This is a genomic window from Streptomyces sp. NPDC059906, assembly GCF_042730645.1.
GTDB lineage: Bacteria > Actinomycetota > Actinomycetes > Streptomycetales > Streptomycetaceae > Streptomyces > Streptomyces rubrogriseus.
This window is the reverse complement of sequence record NZ_JBHWKU010000007.1, coordinates 84,828-102,216: the sequence shown is the minus strand read 5'-3', so window position 1 is coordinate 102,216 and position 17,389 is coordinate 84,828. Positions and strand designations below refer to the sequence as shown.

16 protein-coding genes and 3 pseudogenes are annotated in these 17,389 nt (G+C 67.8%); 12 read left to right on the top strand and 7 right to left on the bottom strand.

The window, feature by feature from the left end; translation table 11 throughout:
- The first annotated feature begins 84 nt into the window (after positions 1–84).
- Positions 85–459: a hypothetical protein gene (locus ACFV9J_RS13900; protein ID WP_385353785.1), complete on the top strand. Its 375-nt coding sequence runs from the start codon at positions 85–87 to the stop codon at positions 457–459.
- 31 nt (positions 460–490) lie between these two features.
- Here ACFV9J_RS13900 and ACFV9J_RS13895 read toward each other — a convergent pair.
- Together ACFV9J_RS13895 and ACFV9J_RS13890 are read right to left on the bottom strand one after the other, a co-directional pair.
- Positions 491–837 (bottom strand): annotated as a pseudogene (locus ACFV9J_RS13895) (IS5/IS1182 family transposase); the annotation flags it as partial.
- A gap of 41 nt (positions 838–878) precedes the next feature.
- Positions 879–1,637, bottom strand: coding sequence for a GntR family transcriptional regulator (locus ACFV9J_RS13890; protein WP_385353783.1), 759 nt, complete (start codon positions 1,635–1,637; stop codon positions 879–881).
- A 320-nt stretch (positions 1,638–1,957) separates the two neighbouring features.
- Here ACFV9J_RS13890 and ACFV9J_RS13885 point away from each other — a divergent pair, with 320 nt between their 5' ends.
- The 4 genes and pseudogenes from ACFV9J_RS13885 to ACFV9J_RS13870 all read left to right on the top strand — a co-directional run bounded on the left by ACFV9J_RS13885 (position 1,958) and on the right by ACFV9J_RS13870 (position 5,941).
- Positions 1,958–2,401, top strand: a complete 444-nt coding sequence (locus ACFV9J_RS13885) for an ATP-binding protein (protein WP_385353781.1) — start codon at positions 1,958–1,960, stop codon at positions 2,399–2,401.
- A 263-nt stretch (positions 2,402–2,664) separates the two neighbouring features.
- A pseudogene (locus tag ACFV9J_RS13880) lies at positions 2,665–3,167 on the top strand (HAD domain-containing protein).
- Positions 3,168–3,887: 720 nt separating this feature from the next.
- On the top strand, positions 3,888–4,280 hold the full coding sequence (locus tag ACFV9J_RS13875; protein ID WP_385353779.1) for a HEPN domain-containing protein: 393 nt from the start codon (positions 3,888–3,890) through the stop codon (positions 4,278–4,280).
- A complete protein-coding gene (locus tag ACFV9J_RS13870) occupies positions 4,280–5,941 on the top strand; it encodes an ATP-binding protein (RefSeq protein ID WP_385353777.1) in 1,662 nt (553 codons plus the stop codon). The genes ACFV9J_RS13875 and ACFV9J_RS13870 overlap by 1 nt, the downstream gene beginning before the upstream one ends.
- Positions 5,942–6,206: 265 nt before the next feature.
- Here the strand turns inward: ACFV9J_RS13870 and ACFV9J_RS13865 are convergent, their stop codons facing one another.
- Positions 6,207–7,301, bottom strand: a complete 1,095-nt coding sequence (locus ACFV9J_RS13865; protein ID WP_385353775.1) for a DUF1152 domain-containing protein — start codon at positions 7,299–7,301, stop codon at positions 6,207–6,209.
- 80 nt (positions 7,302–7,381) lie between these two features.
- Here ACFV9J_RS13865 and ACFV9J_RS13860 point away from each other — a divergent pair, with 80 nt between their 5' ends.
- The 4 genes and pseudogenes from ACFV9J_RS13860 (at position 7,382) to ACFV9J_RS13845 (ending at position 10,686) form a co-directional block, all read left to right on the top strand.
- Complete coding sequence (locus ACFV9J_RS13860) at positions 7,382–8,122, top strand: GntR family transcriptional regulator (RefSeq protein ID WP_385353773.1); 741 nt, start codon at positions 7,382–7,384, stop codon at positions 8,120–8,122.
- 277 nt (positions 8,123–8,399) lie between these two features.
- On the top strand, positions 8,400–8,837 hold the full coding sequence (locus ACFV9J_RS13855) for an ATP-binding protein (RefSeq protein ID WP_382809445.1): 438 nt from the start codon (positions 8,400–8,402) through the stop codon (positions 8,835–8,837).
- Between the two features lie 166 nt (positions 8,838–9,003).
- A pseudogene (locus ACFV9J_RS13850) lies at positions 9,004–10,135 on the top strand (tyrosine-type recombinase/integrase); the annotation flags it as partial.
- Between the two features lie 56 nt (positions 10,136–10,191).
- A complete protein-coding gene (locus tag ACFV9J_RS13845) occupies positions 10,192–10,686 on the top strand; it encodes a DUF5959 family protein (protein WP_385353770.1) in 495 nt (164 codons plus the stop codon).
- A 100-nt stretch (positions 10,687–10,786) separates the two neighbouring features.
- On the opposite strand, the gene ACFV9J_RS13840 is transcribed toward ACFV9J_RS13845, so the two are convergent.
- Positions 10,787–11,548 (bottom strand): phosphoglyceromutase, encoded by a 762-nt coding sequence (locus ACFV9J_RS13840; protein WP_385353768.1) that lies wholly within the window; start codon positions 11,546–11,548, stop codon positions 10,787–10,789.
- A gap of 171 nt (positions 11,549–11,719) precedes the next feature.
- On the opposite strand from ACFV9J_RS13840, the gene ACFV9J_RS13835 reads away from it, so the two are divergent.
- Positions 11,720–13,009 (top strand): MDR family MFS transporter, encoded by a 1,290-nt coding sequence (locus ACFV9J_RS13835; RefSeq protein WP_385353765.1) that lies wholly within the window; start codon positions 11,720–11,722, stop codon positions 13,007–13,009.
- Between the two features lie 34 nt (positions 13,010–13,043).
- Here the strand turns inward: ACFV9J_RS13835 and ACFV9J_RS13830 are convergent, their stop codons facing one another.
- Positions 13,044–13,514, bottom strand: a complete 471-nt coding sequence (locus ACFV9J_RS13830; protein ID WP_385353763.1) for a DUF2000 family protein — start codon at positions 13,512–13,514, stop codon at positions 13,044–13,046.
- Positions 13,515–13,563: 49 nt separating this feature from the next.
- Between ACFV9J_RS13830 and ACFV9J_RS13825 the strand changes: the two genes are divergently transcribed.
- The gene (locus ACFV9J_RS13825; protein ID WP_385353761.1) at positions 13,564–14,385 is read left to right on the top strand and encodes an AraC family transcriptional regulator; all 822 of its coding nucleotides are present in this window, start codon (positions 13,564–13,566) and stop codon (positions 14,383–14,385) included.
- 21 nt (positions 14,386–14,406) lie between these two features.
- Here ACFV9J_RS13825 and ACFV9J_RS13820 read toward each other — a convergent pair whose 3' ends face one another.
- A complete protein-coding gene (locus ACFV9J_RS13820; protein WP_385353759.1) occupies positions 14,407–14,934 on the bottom strand; it encodes a YbjN domain-containing protein in 528 nt (175 codons plus the stop codon).
- Complete coding sequence (mshA, locus tag ACFV9J_RS13815; protein WP_385353757.1) at positions 14,927–16,300, bottom strand: D-inositol-3-phosphate glycosyltransferase; 1,374 nt, start codon at positions 16,298–16,300, stop codon at positions 14,927–14,929. The genes ACFV9J_RS13820 and mshA overlap by 8 nt, the downstream gene beginning before the upstream one ends.
- 207 nt (positions 16,301–16,507) lie before the next feature.
- Between mshA and ACFV9J_RS13810 the strand changes: the two genes are divergently transcribed.
- Positions 16,508–17,323: a class I SAM-dependent methyltransferase gene (locus ACFV9J_RS13810; RefSeq protein ID WP_385353755.1), complete on the top strand. Its 816-nt coding sequence runs from the start codon at positions 16,508–16,510 to the stop codon at positions 17,321–17,323.
- Positions 17,324–17,389: the final 66 nt, after the last annotated feature.

The window sequence follows — 17,389 nt, the reverse complement described above, 5'->3', positions numbered from 1 at the left end:
CGGCCAGAGGAACCTAGGCCGTGTCCGATGGGTCGCGTGAGCTGAGCAGAATGTGGCCTAGTGTTCGCTGGCCGGAGGGGCCCCATGTCGCGCGATATAGCCGAAGTAGAGGCGGGGATAAAGGGGATCAGGTTTCGTGCCTGGCACGGAGAGCACTACGTGACCCTGGCTGAGCTACTGGTTCGCCTCGGCAGCTTCGTCCTGGACCTGACCTGGCGCGTCGAGTTCGACGAGATCGTCGACCCTCGCTGTGCCGAGATGGAGAGAAGGTCCGCTGACATGGGGATGGACACGTTGACGCTGTTGTCGTTGAGGACCCCCTTCCTGCAGCTGATCGACGCCGAAGCACGTGGGTTCGCCGGGGATGAACTGATGGTGGTTCTGGCCGAGTTCGACCGCTCCTCGTGGGATGTCAGGGCTGTCGACGAGCGCGTACTCGGCGACCTGCGCCACCACTAGCCGGACGCCGAGGCACTCTGAACGGGACGTCTCACTGCGGACGGAGCCATGGCCGGATGGCAGCCACGGTGACCGTCCCGTGGAAGACATACGCCTGCTTGTCGAAGCGTGTCGCGACGGCTCGGAAGTTCTTGAGCCGGTTGATGGTCCGCTCGACTTAATTGCGGCGACGATAGAGCGTCGTGTCGAAACCCGGGGTGCATATCCCCACTGCCCGCGCGTGATCACGAACCGGAGTGGGCGGCGCCCGCCCTCTCCAGCAAGGTGGATCTTGCTTGTGAGGCCACCTCGCGAGCTTCCCAGTGCTTCGTCGGGGCGGTCGCGCGCCGGGCTCTTGCGCCGTCCCGGGTCTTCGTGGCGGGTGGAGGCGCCAGCCGCGGTCGTAACTCAGTCCGTGGCGTGGGGCGAGGCCGCCCGGCTTACGCGTCGAAGTCGTACTCCAGGATGTACGAGGCGGCGTCCAGCGTCATTTCGTTGATCTCGACGGGGCGGCCCTCGTCCGTGAACGCGGTGCGGCAGATGAGGATGACCGGGGTGCCCGCGGAGATGGCCAGCTGGGTCGCCTCGTTCTGCGACGGCATGCGGGAGCGGATCTCTTCGCGGAAGTGCACCGGGCCGAAGCCGAGTTCGGCGAGCCGCGCGTATGTCCCGCCCGGTCCGGTGTCTTCCCGGGTGATCGCGGACCCAGTGACCAGTGGCGTGGGCAGGTAGCTCGTCGCGAGCAGGACGGGCTTGCCGTCCAGGACGAAGCGTCGACGCCGCACGCACACCGTCTCCTCGTCGGCCAGGTTCAGGACCGCACCCACGCCGTCGGGTGCGGCTTCCTCGGACACCGTGACCTGGTCCACCTCAAGTGAGCGGTTCTCGATGTCGGTCGACCAGATGGACCGGCCGTTGCCCCACTGCTGGTGAGCCAGACGCTGGACTCCCCGACGCCGAAGCGGGCGGAACTCGCGGACGAACACACCGGCGCCCTTGCGGGCCTCGGCGACGCCTTCGTCCCTGAGGACGCTCAAGGCCTGGCGGGCCGTCATACGGGCCACGCCATGCGTGGCCATGAGGTCGTTCTCCCCCGGGAGTCGATCACCGGGACCGTACTCGCCCGACCGGATCGCCTCGCGCAGCGTGTCCGCGATCCGCTGGTACTTGGGCCGTCGGTCGCCTCCGGCGTTGGCCATCCCGTAGGCCTCCTCTCCTTCTCTAGACACCTTAGGCCACAGGTTGAGGACTCGCTCGCTGCGAGTAGCGCCGGGCCGTCCAAGAGCGGTGCCAGGAAGAGGACTTGACGTCTCTAGAGATGTTGGCCACAGTATCTGTCTAGAGATGTCGTCATGACTTTCTGAATGAGGGGTGCTGTATGCCGTCGTACGGGATCAGTCCTTCGGCTGCCGTGGTGCCAGTCGTGAAGGAGAAGGAGTCGATTCAGAAGCTCGTCGGTACGGACAGAGGGAAGCGGCATCACCCCCCTTGCGGCCTGAGCGGCGGGGAGTGAGTGGCGGTGGTCTACGCGATCGACCGCTGTCCGTCTGAGGAGTCGCCGCGCCTCGGCGCGATGACGCTGCACCCCGTCGCCGAATCCGTGCCCCGGGCCCGGCGCTGGTTCCGGAAGTTCCTCACTCCCTACCAGCCGATCTGCTCGGTCGACGACTGTGTCCTACTGCTCTCGGAGCTGGTGACCAACGCCGTCGTGCACGGCAAGTCGGACGCGCCCTGGCTCGTCCGGGTGGAGTGGTTCCGCCGGGGGACTTCGCTCCGGGTGGAGGTGCACAATGCAGGACTCCCGGAGAGCGTGCGGCTGAGGTGTCCCGACGCCGACGACGCGCACGGGCGTGGGCTCCTGCTCGTCGACTCCGTCGCCGACTCATGGCACTCCGGTCCCAGCCGCTTCGGCGGAACGGTGGTCGCCTTCACGATGACCGATGCCTGGCCACCGTCGTCCTGATGCGGCGAACGCACCAGTAAGCCCCCGCCCCCGCGATGCAGCCGCAGGGACGAGGGCTTTCTGACCTGGGCCTACTTCTTCTTGCCCTGGGTCTTGCCGGGGATCTTGGCGAGCTGGGTTTTTGCTGGTCAGGGGCCGTGGGCTCGTGTGCCTGGTGGTCGCCGTTCGTCATCATTGGCCACTGTCGAGCGGCCTCGGACGGCCCAGAGACGGCCCAGCGATGGGGGAGCCGTTCTCCTACTACACCGGGCTATCGTGCCGTCGTGACAAGCGCGACGGAGTGTCCCCTCCTTTTCCTCGATGTCGACGGTCCACTGATCCCGTTCGGGTCGTCGTCCGGTCGCCCCCAGGACAATGCCGCGGGCGCCTCGGGAAACCCGCTGTTGACGCGACTCGACCCTGGGCTCGGATCTCGCCTCACAGCCCTGGGATGCCATCTCGTGTGGGCCACGACCTGGATGGAGGAGGCGAACGAGGTCATCTCCCCATGCATCGGACGCCCAGGCTGCCCTTGGTGGAGTGGCCGGCCTCCCACGCCGACAAGGGCCCGCGTGGCCTGCACTGGAAGACCCGACACCTCGTCGAGTGGGCCAATGGCCGACCGTTCATCTGGGTCGACGACGAGATCAGTGCCATGGATCGTCTGTGGGTCGATGCCAGCCATTCCGGGCCGGCATTGCTTCATCGCGTCGACCCGGCCAAGGGCCTCACGGACGCCGACTTCACCGCGCTCGCCGACTGGCTCCGATACGTCATGCCGAGATGAGCACCGCTTTACGAGAGCGGCTGGGTGACCTGCGGGCTGAGCTGCGGATTCGTCGGCCGAGGCAGCGGGCGGCTACTCGACCGCGGGGCACCGGCGTTGACCGTGGCTGACCCCTGCATCTGGCACGGCAGTGGCACGAACCTCAGCCGACGACAGTGAGCCACGATGGCGGGTGCGCCGACCGGCCAGGCGCGCGTGTGTCTCGCTGCACCCCCACCGCCCTTAGCCATGCCATTGGGATGTTTCGTCGACCAGAGCAAGCGGCCACGGCCAGCCCGTGACGACGGTCGGAGCCCTCAGCTTTGGAAGTCGCGAACCTTTGTGGTCAGTCAGGGGTTCACTGTTACTGCCCACCGTTCCTCGCTGCACCTGGTAGGTGCGGTGGGCATACATGGAGGCCGCCCCTCTGCGCGCCGGACACAGCCCAGCTGCGCGGACTGGCGGCGATTTTCTGTTCCCGGCGCTAGTCGACAGGATTCGGAGTTTTGTATTCCGCTTTAGTGAGTCCAGTTGGAAAGCCGACAGCTTCGGGGGCGGGTAGCGCGCAGGGGCTCCATGGGATAGCCTGCAACGTTCACTTCCAAGAGGGGGGATCAGCAGCACATGCCAGTAGTCACGCCTGCCGATCTACTGTTGCTCCACATTTCAACTAGCAAAAGCGCTGCCATTTCCGCCATCCCCACGGGGAGGGGGAGATACCCTTTCCCAATCTCACAGCTGATGCAACAGGTCGTGGTGGACAGGTTACTGCTGGCAGGTGAACATTTGAGGGCGGGAGATCGACTCCTTTTCGACGCCCAATACAGATCAGCGATTAGTCGCCATTACTATGCAATGTATCATGCCGCAAGGGCGGTCGTGTTTGCCGAGAACAAGGGAGACGATTATGAACGGCATAACGTACTTCCTAGAAATCTTCCGCCGACTCTGCCGGATTCCGCAACTCGTGAAAGCGAGTTGACGGATGCTCGCCTACTGCGCAATCAGGCAGATTATGACGCGTACCCACTCAATGAGATCGAGTGGGAAGATGATGCACGAACGCTCGCTGTAACCGCAGCGAACTTTCTTCAGGCTTGTGAGTCTTTCGCCTCAACGAATGGGTACATCTGATGTCAAGCGTCAACCATGAGTCCTTGATTTCCGGCGTCCTCGAAGAGGCCGGTATTTCAATCATCCGAGTCGATGAGAGGTCTTTCCCTGGAGAAAGGTGGTTCGTCGTATGGGTCGATGAAGATTCTCTGGTAACCGCACAGAGCCTTGCGGGCTCAATCGAGCAGGCGTTGAATAGTGTATCCGAGGTGGCCAATCAGTCTCTGGTTGTGACTTTTAGGCCTCATCGAGCAGAAGAAAAAAAGACGGGCGAGGTGAACAGTAAAGGCCCCCTTTCGGGGCCGAAAATGGATCAACTCATTCAGTTGCTAGAGGCAAGGTCCCGTACCTCTGATGCACTTCCGAGTCTGAAGTACATGGAGGATCCTAGGGCCAGCCTCGCGGCTGTCGGTGCATCAAGGCACCACCTCGTGTACGGTCGACGGGGTGTCGGGAAAACAGCTCTTCTTCTGGAGGCGAAGCGAAGCGCAGAGAAAGACGGTCACGTTACCGCTTGGATTAACGCGCATACGCTGCGGCGCCTAGACGTTGCTAGCGCCTTCCTTGGAATTGCTGAGGTCACTCTCAACTCCTTGATTCAACATGCTGGATCGTCGCAAGGCGATTCTTATGTGCGACTCAAGGAAAGTAGCGTTCGACTGTCGCAATTGCGGGCAGAAAGGCCCGTGTCCGACGCGGTTCTCGGTGAGATGGTTGCCGAGTTGAATCGGTCTCTCCGCTCCGTTCTGCGGGAGGGGCTTGTTCGCCTCTATCTGTACATTGATGATTTCTATCTATTTCCGCAAGCTGCGCAACCTCACTTGTTGGACTGCGTCGCTGGAATGCTGCGCGACTGTGATGGATGGATCAAGGTAGCTAGCATCGAGCGCTTGACCCGGCCATTTGAGCCATCGTCGAGAATTGGCATTGAGGTTCCCCATGATGCTTCCAAAATCGATCTCGATGTTACACTCGAAGATCCGGGATCTACGCAGCGCTTTCTTGAGTCGGTGTTGGCTAACTACACCGCCACTGCGGGACTGGCCAAGCCATCCAGCATTGCGCAGAATGCTGCGCTCGGCAGGCTGGTTCTCGCTTCAGGCGGCGTGCCGCGTGACTATCTGAACCTGTTCGCTTCTTCCATCGTGGCTGCACGGTCACGACCGAAGGCGCGTGAAATTGGAAGGGAAGATGTCGCGGATGCCGCTGGACGTGCCGCCAGGAGTAAGAAGAGGGACCTGGAACAGGACGTTTCCATGGACAGTGCGGTTAGCTTGACGGCTGCCTTGGATACCTTGGCTGAAGAAGTGCGCGGAGCCGGATACACCTACTTTAGGGTGGACGTTGCGCAGAAGTCTCATCAATTCTATGAACTGCTGGGTCAGCTTGTGGATTTGCGCTTCGCGCATTTGATTCAATCCACGCTTTCCGATCAGCACAGGCCGGGAGTCAAGTATGAGGTGTATATTCTGGACCTCAGTGAGTACGCCGACGTGCGGCTGAAGCGGGGCCTCGCTATTCTTGACCTGAAGGACGGGAAGTGGAACTTCAGGGTGAGTGGGACAGCGGGAACTCAGAAGCAATTGCCCGGCACGCTTCTGCGTGACGAATTCCGGCGGGCCCCAGTGGTCGACTTGGAACGGCTTGCCGAGAAAGCGGCTGAACGAGCCGGGGGTTCCTGAGTTCCGCAGGTCGGCGTAGCGGCTCTGGCTGATGGCTTGCCCTGTCTGGGGCCGAGCATGATCAGGGGGCCCTACGCTGGATGCCAACTTGGGCAGGCTTCGGACCTGCCCCCACTCTGGCATCAGGCGCCTGATCGCCAGGAGTGCGGCCCGGGCGCCGGCCGGGCTGGAGCGGGACGAAGGCAGGAGCGCAGGCCCGGCCGGGGGCCGGGCCGCGCGCGGGGAGCGGAGCGAGCCCCCTTGAACCCGTGAAGAAGGTTGTAACTCAGGCTTCGTCTGCGATGCGCCACAGAGGCGCCTCGTACTGCTCCGGGCGACTGGCAATGAGGAGCTGCCGCAGCTCGTCGCGCTGTCCGCCTTTGAGGCCCAGGGCCTCGGTGATGCGTCGGAACGTCGTGTGGGTGACTCCGCGGGTACGTACTTCGGCCTCGAACTGGTCTAGTTGCCGACGGATCGTGGCCGGGTCCAGATTCTTCGGCTGCTGCTCGTCGAGCCAGAGGGCCTTGTTGCGCTCGTAGTCGATCTCGGAGTACCCGCACACTTCGCGGCTGTACGCCTCGGCCTCGTCCAGGTTGGTAGTGGACATGATCGCTCGGGCCAACCGGTTGCGGCTCAGAGCGTCGTCCATATCGACCTCATGCACTGCCCGGCTCTCGTCCGTGAGCCGTACAGGGATTCCCCCGTCTCGGATTTCGCATGTGCCGCGCACGCCTCGGGCCGTCGCCGCGAGCAGGCCCGTTGCTTCGGACGGGTGCCACTCAAGGACGGTGCTAACGGCGGTCGTGTCTTCCGCGGTGAGGGTGTGGACAACGGGGCCCAGCACGCTGGTCATAGCCTGCGGCGGGAGTTCGCCGTCCAGGCCCGGTCCTGCTACGAGGAGCCGCACAGGTTCGTTCAACTGGCAGCAAGCCGCCAGCGTCAGAGCGTCGGCCAGCGGGCTCTTCAGTGTCGGCTCGTCGCCCTGCGCGAGGATGTCTCCACCCACGTCCAGGAGATCGATTGATGTGGGCTGTACGTGGTCGACGAGTGATTTGAGTTGCCGGGTAAGGCCCGCGACCCCCTGGTGTGGGGCAAGCAGTGCGAAGGTAGGCGGGAGCTCCGCTGCCAGTCTGGGGAGGGTGGAGCCTGCGGGTGCGATCGGGCGGGCCTGCGCCGGCACTGACCAGACGTCTGGCGTGAGGCGTTCCAGGCCGGTGAAGTCGGCGGGGCGCCGCGGGCCCGGTAGGGGGTCGATCAGCAGGCGGTCCCAGGCGTAGGTGAGGATCACCGCCTGGTCCTCGTCGCCGTAGAGGGCGGCGTGAAGCATGGCGGCGGCGACTGCGTCGCCCCCTCCTCCTGCTGCGACGATCAACCGCGTCATGCGATCAGCCTACGGGTTCCCAGATTGGCCACTCAGCCTATAGTGGCCAAAGGCTATAGCCACTTGGACAAGGAGGGGACATGCCTCAGATCGAGGAGGCTCAACCCAAGTACCTTCAGATCGCTCACTTCATCCGTGACCAGATCCTTCGGGGTGACCTGCGGCCTGGGGACGAGGTGCCCTCTGAGCGGCAGCTCGCTGCGGACTGGAAGGTGTCCCGGCCTACGGCTGCGCGGTCGCTTGAGGCGCTGAGCCATCAGGGCCTGGTCGAGAAGCGGCAGGGCTCCGGCACGTACGTGCGCAGTCTCGAAGTGAATCGCCGTGCGAGGGAGTTGTACGGGCGGGCTCGGCAGACCGGGAAGATCTATACGCCCGGCGAGTATGCCGTGATCACGTCGGCCGGCTGGCTGGATGCCCCGGACCACGTTGCTGAGGCCCTGGGCTTGGTGAAGGATCGGCGGGCCGTGCACCGCCGGCGTGTCACGAACAACCAGGACGGCCCGATCACCCAGTCCACCTCGTGGTTCGCACCGGACGTCGGCCAGCGGGCGCCCAAGCTCACCGATCCTGGACGCATCCAGGAAGGGACGCTCATGTACGTCGAGCGCATGACGGGACGTCAAGGCAGCTACGCCGAGGACCGGATGTGCGCTCGGTCGGCCACGGAGGAGGAGGCTGCCGACCTGGGGCTGGAGCCCGAGTCCGCCGTCCTCATCGTTCACCACGTCGTCTTCGACCTTCAGGACCGGCCTCTGGAGTTCGCGGAAGCCACGTATCCGCCGCACCGCTGGGCGTTCGAGCAGGGATACCCGCTCACCTGACGGTGCGCCAGTTCCGTCGTATCGCTTGCGCTCTGCAAGTGGCCAATGCCACTATCCACAAAGTGGCTAAGGCCACTTGGATATGAAGGGGCACGACGTGACGAGTCGGCGGCCGAAGCAGGACGCGCGATTAGCTTGCCGGGGGTGTCGGGGGCGTGGATGGAAGCGCGTCGGTTCCCGAGCGGCGCTGACGCTCTCCGTGGCTGACGACCGCAACCGTGCCACGTCGAAGCGGCGCTGCCTCGACTGCGACGGCAGCGGCAAGGAGTGAGCACGCATGGCTTACACGATCGACCGACACCCCTGTGAGGACTCGCCGCGGCTTGGGGCGATGACCTTGCACCCGGAGCCTGAGTCCGTCTCCCGTGCGCGGCGCTGGTTCCGTAAGTTCATCGCTCCATACAACCCAGCCTGCTCGATCGACGACTGCGCACTGATGATCTCCGAACTGGTCACGAACGCCATCCGCTACGGCGCGTCGGAGGATCCGTGGGTGGTGCGGGTCGAGTGGTTCCGCCAGGGGGCCTCGCTCCGCGTCGAGGTTCACAACCCCGGCTTCCCGGCGAGCGTACGGCTGCGGCATCCGGACGCGAACGATGCCCACGGCCGAGGACTGCTCCTCGTCGACTCCATCGCGGATTCCTGGCACTCCGGCCCCAGTCACCTCGGCGGCACGGTCGTCTCGTTCGTGGTCGCTGATGCCTGGCCGGCGTGATGGGATAGCTCACCTCTTCTTCTGCCGGTGTGAGTGTCGCTAGGCCGGTTGACCAGTTGACTTGGCCAATCTCGACAGGCGGCGTTCATGGCGTATGAAGTGGAGCCACCGAAGTACCTGCGCCTTGCGCAGACGCTCCAGCGCCGCATCGAGGACGGCACTTATGCGCCACGGGTTCGGGTGCCGAGCGAGAACCAGCTCGTGCCCCGACCGTCAGAAGCGGCTCGCTGATCAGTGGCTGGCGCACGTCGAGGCGGACATGGCGCGCGGGCAGTACATCGACCCGCGCGCCGCCCGGATCACGTTCCAGCAGTACGCCGAGCGCTGGGTCGCCACGCAGGGCGCCGACCCGAACACCCAAGCCTCGATGGAATCGCAGCTACGGCTGCATGCCTTTCCCCACCTCAGCTCGCGCCCGCTCGGCTCCTTCCAGCCGGCGCACATCCGGGACTGGGTGCGGCAGTTGCAGGAGAACGGCATCCGCGGGTCGTACGCCCGGACGATCTACTCCAACGTGCGGGCGGCGCTCAGTGCGGCCGTGGACGACGGTCACCTTCCCCGCAACCCGTGTGCAGCTCGGTCCGTCCGTCCGCCGACCGTCGACAACAAGCGCATCGTGCCCTGGACGCCTGAGCGGGTCTGCGCCGTCCGGGCCGCCATGCCCGAGCGCTACCAAGCCATGGTCGACCTGGGCGGCGGCTGCGGGCTCAGCCAGGGCGAGATCTTGGGTGTGGCCGTCGACGCGATCGACTTCGAGTCGGACACCGCTCCACGTGGTCCAGCAACTGAAGCTGAGTCGCAGCAAGGCCGTGTTCGCGCCGCCGAAGGGCGGCAAGCTGCGGGACGTGCCGCTCCCCCGCCCGGTCGCTGATGCGCTCCGGGCCCATATGAAGCGCTTCCCGCCGGTCGAGATCACCTTGCCGTGGAAGGTGGCCGACGGGCCCCCGGTGACCAAGCGGCTCGTCTTCACCGAGCCGCGCGGCGGGCACGTCTGGCGGACGTCGCTCAACGAGGAGGCGTGGAAACCGGCGCTCGCTGCGGCCGGCGTCATCCCGGTACCCGAGCGGGGTCGGCCGTACGCGGAGTCACGCGAGAACGGCATGCACGCGCTGCGCCACTTCTACGCCTCGGTGCTCCTGGACGCGGGCGAGAACATCAAGGCCCTCGCCGAGTACCTGGGCCACTCGGACCCGGGCCTGACGCTCCGTGTGTACGCGCACCTCATGCCTTCCAGCCGAGAGCGGACCAGCAGAGCCGTGTCCGCCGTCTATTCGAGGCTTCTGCACCCCGAACCGTGAGATCCGCGGGCGGTCCGGCAGGATGCTCGGACTTGGTTACTTCGGGGAGGGAATCCATGGAGTCGACGGATGGCGTCATCAACCTGATTCACCTGGCCGACACACCCGGCACCAGCGGCCACAGTGTCTCCGTACGCGTCTTGGGTCGCTTTCAACCCGGAATCCTGACCGGCCACGACCTCCTCGACTGCGAGATCGTCATCGTGGCGGAATCCGTCAACGCCACTTTCTCTGTGACCCTCCTCCCTGAAGATCTGGAGGATTGGGAGGACGCCTTGGCAGCCCTGGGGGCCGGTCGGTTCGCAATGTGGCTCGAATCCGGGCGGACTCCTTCCATGAAGTTCAAGCCCGACGAGAGCGGCGGACTCTGGGTATCCGTGCATGACGAGCCGGCGTCAGGGGTCACTGTCACCGTCCCGCTGTTCGTGCTCTCGTCGGCATGGGTCGACGAGCAGCGGGACCTACTGACCCGGGTACGCGAGGCCTACCCGAGAGAGGTCGTCGAGACGTCGCCCGGCGCCTACGAGTGGCGGCGTGGCACCCGCTCCTGACGGAACCGCCGAGCAAGGGACGGCCCAGAGACGGCCCACGGACAACACAAAGCCCCCTACCAGCGAAGAAACCGCAGGCAGGGGGCTTGTTCGTGCGGGCTTACTTCTTCTTGCCCTGGTTCTTCACGGCCTCGATCGCGGCCGCGGCCGCGTCCGGGTCGAGGTACGTGCCGTGCGGGTTCAGGGGCTTGAACTCGGCGTTCAGTTCGTAGGACAGCGGGATGCCCGTCGGGATGTTCAGGCCCGCGATGTCCGCGTCGGAGACGCCGTCGAGGTGCTTGACGAGGGCGCGGAGGGAGTTGCCGTGGGCGGCGACCAGGACCGTGCGGCCGGTGAGGAGGTCGGGGACGATCGCGTCGAACCAGTACGGGAGCATCCGGCCGACGACGTCCTTGAGGCACTCCGTCTGCGGGCGCAGCTCCGGCGGGAGCATCGCGTAACGCGGGTCGGAGAACTGGGAGTACTCGGCGTCGCGGTCCAGCGCGGGCGGCGGGGTGTCGTAGGAGCGGCGCCACAGCATGAACTGCTCCTCGCCGAACTCCGCGAGGGTCTGCGCCTTGTCCTTGCCCTGGAGGGCGCCGTAGTGGCGCTCGTTCAGGCGCCAGTGGCGGTGGACCGGGATCCAGTGGCGGTCGGCGGCCTCCAGCGCCAGCTGGGCCGTGCGGATCGCGCGCTTCTGGACGGACGTGTGGACCACGTCGGGCAGCAGGCCGGCGTCCTTGAGCAGCTCGCCGCCGCGCGTCGCCTCCTTCTCGCCCTTCGGGGTGAGGTTGACGTCCACCCAGCCGGTGAACAGGTTCTTCTCGTTCCACTCGCTCTCGCCGTGGCGGAGGAGGATCAGCTTGTACGGTGCGTCGGCCATGCTCCCGAGCGTAATCCAAGGCCCTGATCCCCCGCGCGTGCGCCCGGTGGGCGGACGGTTGACGGGAAGTGTTAATTGAATGGCTTCCCAGAGTGAGGCGTTTGTAAGTTGTGCTCACTGCAGTAGCCGCTTACAGCCGCTTACAGCGATCTCAATCACCTCGGGGGACCCATGCCAGTCGCCGGACTCAGACGTGCCGCACGCGAGACCGTCTCCGGGCTCCCCCGCGAGTTCTGGTGGCTGTGGACCAGCACCCTGGTCAACCGCCTCGGGGCCTTCGTCGCCACCTTCATGGCGCTGTACCTGACCATCGACCGCGGCTACTCCGCCTCGTACGCCGGTCTGGTCGCCGCCCTGCACGGGCTCGGCGGGGTGGTGTCCTCGCTGGGCGCCGGGGTGATGACCGACCGGCTGGGGCGGCGGCCCACGCTGCTGGTCGCGCAGACCTCCACCGCGCTGTCGGTCGCGCTGCTCGGCTTCATGCGGGACCCGGTGGCCATCGCCGCCGTCGCCTTCCTGGTCGGCATGGCGAGCAACGCCTCCCGGCCGGCCGTGCAGGCGATGATGGCGGACATCGTGCGGCCCGAGGACCGTATCCGGGCGTTCTCGCTCAACTACTGGGCGATCAACCTCGGCTTCGCGATCTCCTCCATGGCGGCCGGGTTCATCGCCGAGTACAGCTATCTCGCCGGGTTCATGATCGAGGCCGGTATGACGCTGGTGTGCGCCGTGCTCGTCTTCGTGAAGCTGCCCGAGTCGCGGCCCAAGGAGCACGCCGACGACACGTCCGGCGGCGGGGACGCGGTGCCCGTCTCGCTCGGGACCGTGCTGCGCGACGGGCGGTACATGGGGGTCGTCGGGCTGTCCTTCCTCATCGCGCTGATCTTTCAGCAGGCCTACGTCGGGCTGCCCGTCGCCATGGGCGAGGCCGGGTTCACGCCCGCCGACTTCGGCATGGCGATCGCCGTCAACGGTGTGCTGATCGTCGTGCTTCAGATTCCCGTCACGCGGTTCATCCAGCACCGTGATCCGCGGCTGCTGCTCATCGGCTCGGCGTTGCTGGCCGGGTACGGGTTCGGGCTCACCGCCTTCGCCGGGTCGGTCGCGGTGTTCGCCCTCACCGTGTGCGTGTGGACGCTGGCCGAGGTCGTCAACGCGCCGACGCAGACCGGTCTCGTCGTCCGGCTGTCGCCCCTGCACGGGCGCGGGCGGTACCAGGGGATGTACTCCATGTCCTGGGCGGTCGCCGCCCTCGTCGCCCCGCTGATGTCCGGGTTCGTCATCGACCACTGGGGCGCCGAGTGGCTGTGGGGCATCTGCGCCGTCGTCGGCACGGTGGCGGCGGCCGGGTACTGGGGGCTCATGCGGAACCTGCCGGACGACGCCGACGAGGCACCGGTTGCCCAGGAGTCGTCCGTCGCCCCCGCAGCCCGGGTCGACGTGGACGCCGGCGCCGTCTGATCCGACGGCGGCGCCGTATGGTCCCGCCGCCCGCTCACGGGTGCATCCGCGCCCCCTTCAGCACCTTGTCCACCGCGTTCTTCGGGCCGTACACCGCGAGACCCACCAGGTCCAGGTCCGCCGACGCCACCGCCCGTACCGCCGCGCGGTTGTCGCGGTCGTTGCCCGTGGTGAAGAGGTCGGACGTGAAGAGGGCGCGGGGCAGGGCGCGGGACAGTACGCGCGCGTGGGCGGCCGTCAGCGTCTCCTTCGTGCCCTCGAAGACCAGCACCGGCTGGCGGAACATCGGCAGGTAGCCGACGGCGTCCGCGTCCTCGTAGGGCTCCCCGATCACCTCGGGGAACTGCCTGCCCAGGCCGCTGACCAGGAACGCCGTGACGTTGAGGCGCTGCCAGGTCTCCAGGTCCTCGCGCAGCAGTACGGCGATCTTGGTGTCGAAGCGGACGGGGGCCTCGGCCTCGGGAGCGCCGGGGACTGCTTCGGGGGCTGCTTCGTGCGTGCTCATACGGTGAGACTGCCGACCCGCACCCCGCCCGGTCTTGTACGTTTTTTGCATGGGCGGCCAGCGCAAGGACGAGCGGAAGGACCAGCGGAACGTCTCCGCCTGGCGGCCCCGCGTCCCCGGCGTCGTCGAGGTCTTCCACGCCCACTACACCGAGTACGCCTATCCGATGCACGTCCACGACGCCTGGACGCTGCTCATCGTCGACGACGGCGCCGTACGGTACGACCTGGACCGGCACGAGCACGGCACCCCGCACGACACGGTGTCGCTGCTGCCGCCGCACGTGCCGCACAACGGCTCCCCGGCGACCCCGGACGGCTTCCGCAAGCGCGTCCTGTACCTGGACGCCTCCCGGCTCGGCGACGAGCTGATCGGACCGGCGGTGGACGCGCCCGACCTGCGCGACCCGGTGCTGCGGCGGCGGGTCGGGCAGCTGCACGCGGCGCTCGCGCTGCCCGGGGACGAGCTGGAGGCGGAGAGCCGGCTGACCCTGATCGGCGACCGCCTGCGCGACCATCTGCGGCCCGGGACCGGCGCGTCCGGCGCCGGCCGGGACCCCGTGCTCGCCCGGCGGCTGCGGGAGCTGCTCGACGAGCGGGTCGTCGCGGGGATCGGGCTGGCGGAGGCGGCCGCGCTCGTGCCCGCGCATCCGGCGCACCTCGTACGGGCGTTCAGCGGCGCGTACGGCATCGCACCGCACCAGTACCTGATGTCCCGGCGGGTCGACCGGGCCCGGCGGCTGCTGCTGGCCGGACAGGCCCCGGCGGACGTGGCGGGCGCCACCGGGTTCTACGACCAGGCCCATCTGACCCGGCACTTCAAGCGGTTGGTGGGGGTCACGCCGGGGCGGTACCGCACCAGCGGGCGGTGACCTCCGGCAGCCCCGGCCGCATCACTCCCCGGCGTCCTGCCCGGTGTTCTCCGCGCGCTCGATCAGGTGCTGGAACGCCTCCAGGTTCCGCGTCGACTCGCCGCGCGCGGTGCGCCACTCGTACTCCTTGCGGATGGCGGAGGCGAAGCCCAGCTCCAGCAGGGTGTTGAAGGCGCCGTCGGCGGCCTCCAGGACCTGGCCGAGGAGGCGGTCGATCTCGTCGGGGGTGACGGCGGCCAGGGGGAGTTTCGCGGTGACGTAGACGTCGCCGAGGCGGTCGACGGCGTAACCGATGCCGTAGAGCTTGAGGTTGCGTTCCAGCAGCCAGCGGTGGACGGCCGGTTCGTTCTCGTCGGGGTGTCGGACGACGAAGGCGTTGAGGGAGAGGGAGTGCCGGCCGAGGAGGAGGGAGACCGTCGTCGACAGCTTGCGGGTGCCGGGGAGCTTGACGACGTAGGTGCCGGGCTCGGGGCTCTCCCACTCCAGCTCGGCGTCCTTCAGCGCCTCCTCAAGGACCTGCGCTGCCTTCTGCTGTGGTGCCTCAGCCATGGTGCGAGCGTACGCGACGGCGGTGCGACTGGATCGCGGCCGTGTAGACGTCGGCGGTGGTGGCGGCGGCGCTGTCCCAGCCGAAGGACTGGGCGTGCCGGGCGGCGGCGTCGCCCATGCGGGGCGTCAGCTCGGGGTTGTCGGCGAAATCGCGCAGCACGCGCGCGTAGGCGGCGGGATCGTGGCCGTCGACGAGGCGCCCGGTGTGTCCGTCGCGCACCGCGACCGGGAGGCCGCCCACCGCCGCGGCCAGCACCGGCGTACCGGCCGCCTGGGCCTCTATGGCGACGAGCCCGAAGGACTCGCTGTAGGACGGCATGACCAGCACGGACGCGGCCCGGAACCAGTCGGCGAGCTGTTCCTGGCCGACGGGCGGGCGGAAGCGTACGACGTCGGCGATGCCGAGCCGCGCGGCGAGTTTCTGCAGGCCCTCCGGCTTGGCGAGGCCGCTGCCGCTGGGGCCGCCGACGACGGGGACGACGATGCGGGAGCGCAGCTCGGGGCGTTCGTCGAGGAGGGCGGCGACGGCGCGCAGCAGGATGTCCGGCGCCTTCAGGGGCTGTATGCGGCCCGCGAAGAGCGGGATCAGCGCGTCCTGGGGCAGGCCGAGGCGGGCGCGGGCGGCGGCGCGGGCGTTGCCGTGCTGTCCCGGGCCGGGCACGCGGCCCTTGGGGAAGGGGCGGAAGCGCTCCAGGTTCACGCCGGGATGGACCACGGCGACCTTGTCGGGGTCGGCCGCGTAGTGGCGGACGAGTTCGTCGGCCTCCTCGGCGGTGTTGGCGATCAGCCGGTCGGAGGCGGCGACGATCTGGGTCTCGCCGATGACGCGGGCGGCCGGTTCGGGGGTGTCGCCGTCGGCCAGGTTGGCGTTCTTGACCTTGGCCATGGTGTGCATGGCGTGCACCAGGGGCGCGCCCCAGCGCTGGGCGGCGAGCCAGCCGACGTGGCCGGAGAGCCAGTAGTGGGAGTGCACGAGGTCGTAGTGGCCGGGGCGGTGACCGGCCCAGGCCTGCATCACGCCGTGCGTGAAGGCGCAGAGCTGGGCGGGCAGCTCCTCCTTGGCCAGCCCCTCGTACGGGCCCGCGTCGACGTGCCGGACGAGGACGCCGGGGGCCAGTTCGACGGCGGGCGGGAGGGCGGCGGTGGTCGCCCGGGTGAAGATCTCGACCTCGATGTTGATCGCGGCGAGGCGCTGCGCCAGCTCCACGATGTAGACGTTCATGCCTCCGGCGTCGCCGGTGCCGGGCTGGTGGAGCGGTGAGGTGTGCACGGAGAGCATGGCGACGCGGCGGGGCTTTCGGTTCAGCCTCAGCCGCGGGGAGGCCGCCGGTGAGCGACGCCCGAGCCTGCTGACGTACTGGCTCACGAGCCGTTCCTCCTCGCTGCGGGCATGCCGGTCGGAGAACCTGGTTTGCCCTCCAAGGGTTGGGAACACCGGACGGGCGGTGCTCCATTCCGGTTTTCCGACCTTTGCCGAATCATTACCGCCGATCGCTCAACCGTTCGATGCCCCTGCGGGTCCCCCACTCGATGCCCCTTCGGGTCCCCCACCCGGCCGCATACCCTCGTAGGCATGCCACCCCGCGCCACCGCCACCCGACCCGTGGGCACGGTCACGCGCGGGACGACGAATCCCAACCGGCTGCGCCGCATGGACCGCTGGATCGCGGCCGCGCACGGTGCCGAACTGCGCCGCGCCGCCGACCCGGTCGCCGTCGACCTCGGCTACGGCGCGGCGCCCTGGACCGCCGTCGAACTGCTGCACCGCCTGCGCACGGTCGCGCCGCACGCGCGCGTGGTGGGCGTCGAGATCGACCCGGCCCGGGTGGCGGCGGCCCAGCCGTACGCGCGCGCGGGGCTCGATTTCCGGCACGGCGGTTTCGAGGTCCCCGTCTCCGCGCCCCCGCTGCTGATCCGCGCGGCGAACGTGTTGCGCCAGTACGACGAGGGCGAGGTCGCCGCCGTCTGGCGTCGGCTGTGCGCGCGGCTCGCACCGACGTCGGAGCACTCGCGCGGGGGGCTGCTGGTCGAGGGGACGTGCGACGAGATCGGGCGCCGGCACGTGTGGGTGGCGCTCGGGCCCGAGGGGCCGCGCACGGTCACCTTCGCGACCCGGCTCGGCTCCCTGGACCGCCCCTCCGACCTGGCCGAACGGCTGCCGAAGGCGCTCATCCACCGCAATGTCCCCGGCGAGCCCGTGCACGCCTTCCTGCGCGACTTCGACCGCGCCTGGGCCGCCGCCGCGCCCTACGCCTCCTACGGCGCCCGGCAGCGCTGGATGCGGGCGGTGCGGGACCTGACGGCCGACTGGCCGGTGACGGACGGACCGGTGCGGTGGCGGCAGGGTGAAGTGACGGTGCGGTGGGAGGCGTTGGCGCCCCGCGCGTGAGCCCACGGCGCGGACGGGGGGAGGGAGTGGGGCCGAGCGGGGGGGGGCCGCCGACCGGGAACGATC

Bases quoted from the DNA above. Each gene is read 5' to 3' on its own strand.
- ACFV9J_RS13820 (WP_385353759.1), bottom strand. From the start codon at position 14,934: ATGGCTGAGGCACCACAGCAGAAGGCAGCGCAGGTCCTTGAGGAGGCG.
- ACFV9J_RS13860 (WP_385353773.1), top strand. From the start codon at position 7,382: ATGCCTCAGATCGAGGAGGCTCAACCCAAGTACCTTCAGATCGCTCAC.
- ACFV9J_RS13875 (WP_385353779.1), top strand. From the start codon at position 3,888: ATGCAACAGGTCGTGGTGGACAGGTTACTGCTGGCAGGTGAACATTTG.
- ACFV9J_RS13890 (WP_385353783.1), bottom strand. From the start codon at position 1,637: ATGGCCAACGCCGGAGGCGACCGACGGCCCAAGTACCAGCGGATCGCG.
- ACFV9J_RS13870 (WP_385353777.1), top strand. From the start codon at position 4,280: ATGTCAAGCGTCAACCATGAGTCCTTGATTTCCGGCGTCCTCGAAGAG.
- ACFV9J_RS13840 (WP_385353768.1), bottom strand. From the start codon at position 11,548: ATGGCCGACGCACCGTACAAGCTGATCCTCCTCCGCCACGGCGAGAGC.
- ACFV9J_RS13865 (WP_385353775.1), bottom strand. From the start codon at position 7,301: ATGACGCGGTTGATCGTCGCAGCAGGAGGAGGGGGCGACGCAGTCGCC.
- ACFV9J_RS13900 (WP_385353785.1), top strand. From the start codon at position 85: ATGTCGCGCGATATAGCCGAAGTAGAGGCGGGGATAAAGGGGATCAGG.
- ACFV9J_RS13855 (WP_382809445.1), top strand. From the start codon at position 8,400: ATGGCTTACACGATCGACCGACACCCCTGTGAGGACTCGCCGCGGCTT.
- ACFV9J_RS13830 (WP_385353763.1), bottom strand. From the start codon at position 13,514: ATGAGCACGCACGAAGCAGCCCCCGAAGCAGTCCCCGGCGCTCCCGAG.
- ACFV9J_RS13825 (WP_385353761.1), top strand. From the start codon at position 13,564: ATGGGCGGCCAGCGCAAGGACGAGCGGAAGGACCAGCGGAACGTCTCC.
- ACFV9J_RS13810 (WP_385353755.1), top strand. From the start codon at position 16,508: ATGCCACCCCGCGCCACCGCCACCCGACCCGTGGGCACGGTCACGCGC.
- ACFV9J_RS13835 (WP_385353765.1), top strand. From the start codon at position 11,720: ATGCCAGTCGCCGGACTCAGACGTGCCGCACGCGAGACCGTCTCCGGG.
- ACFV9J_RS13845 (WP_385353770.1), top strand. From the start codon at position 10,192: ATGGAGTCGACGGATGGCGTCATCAACCTGATTCACCTGGCCGACACA.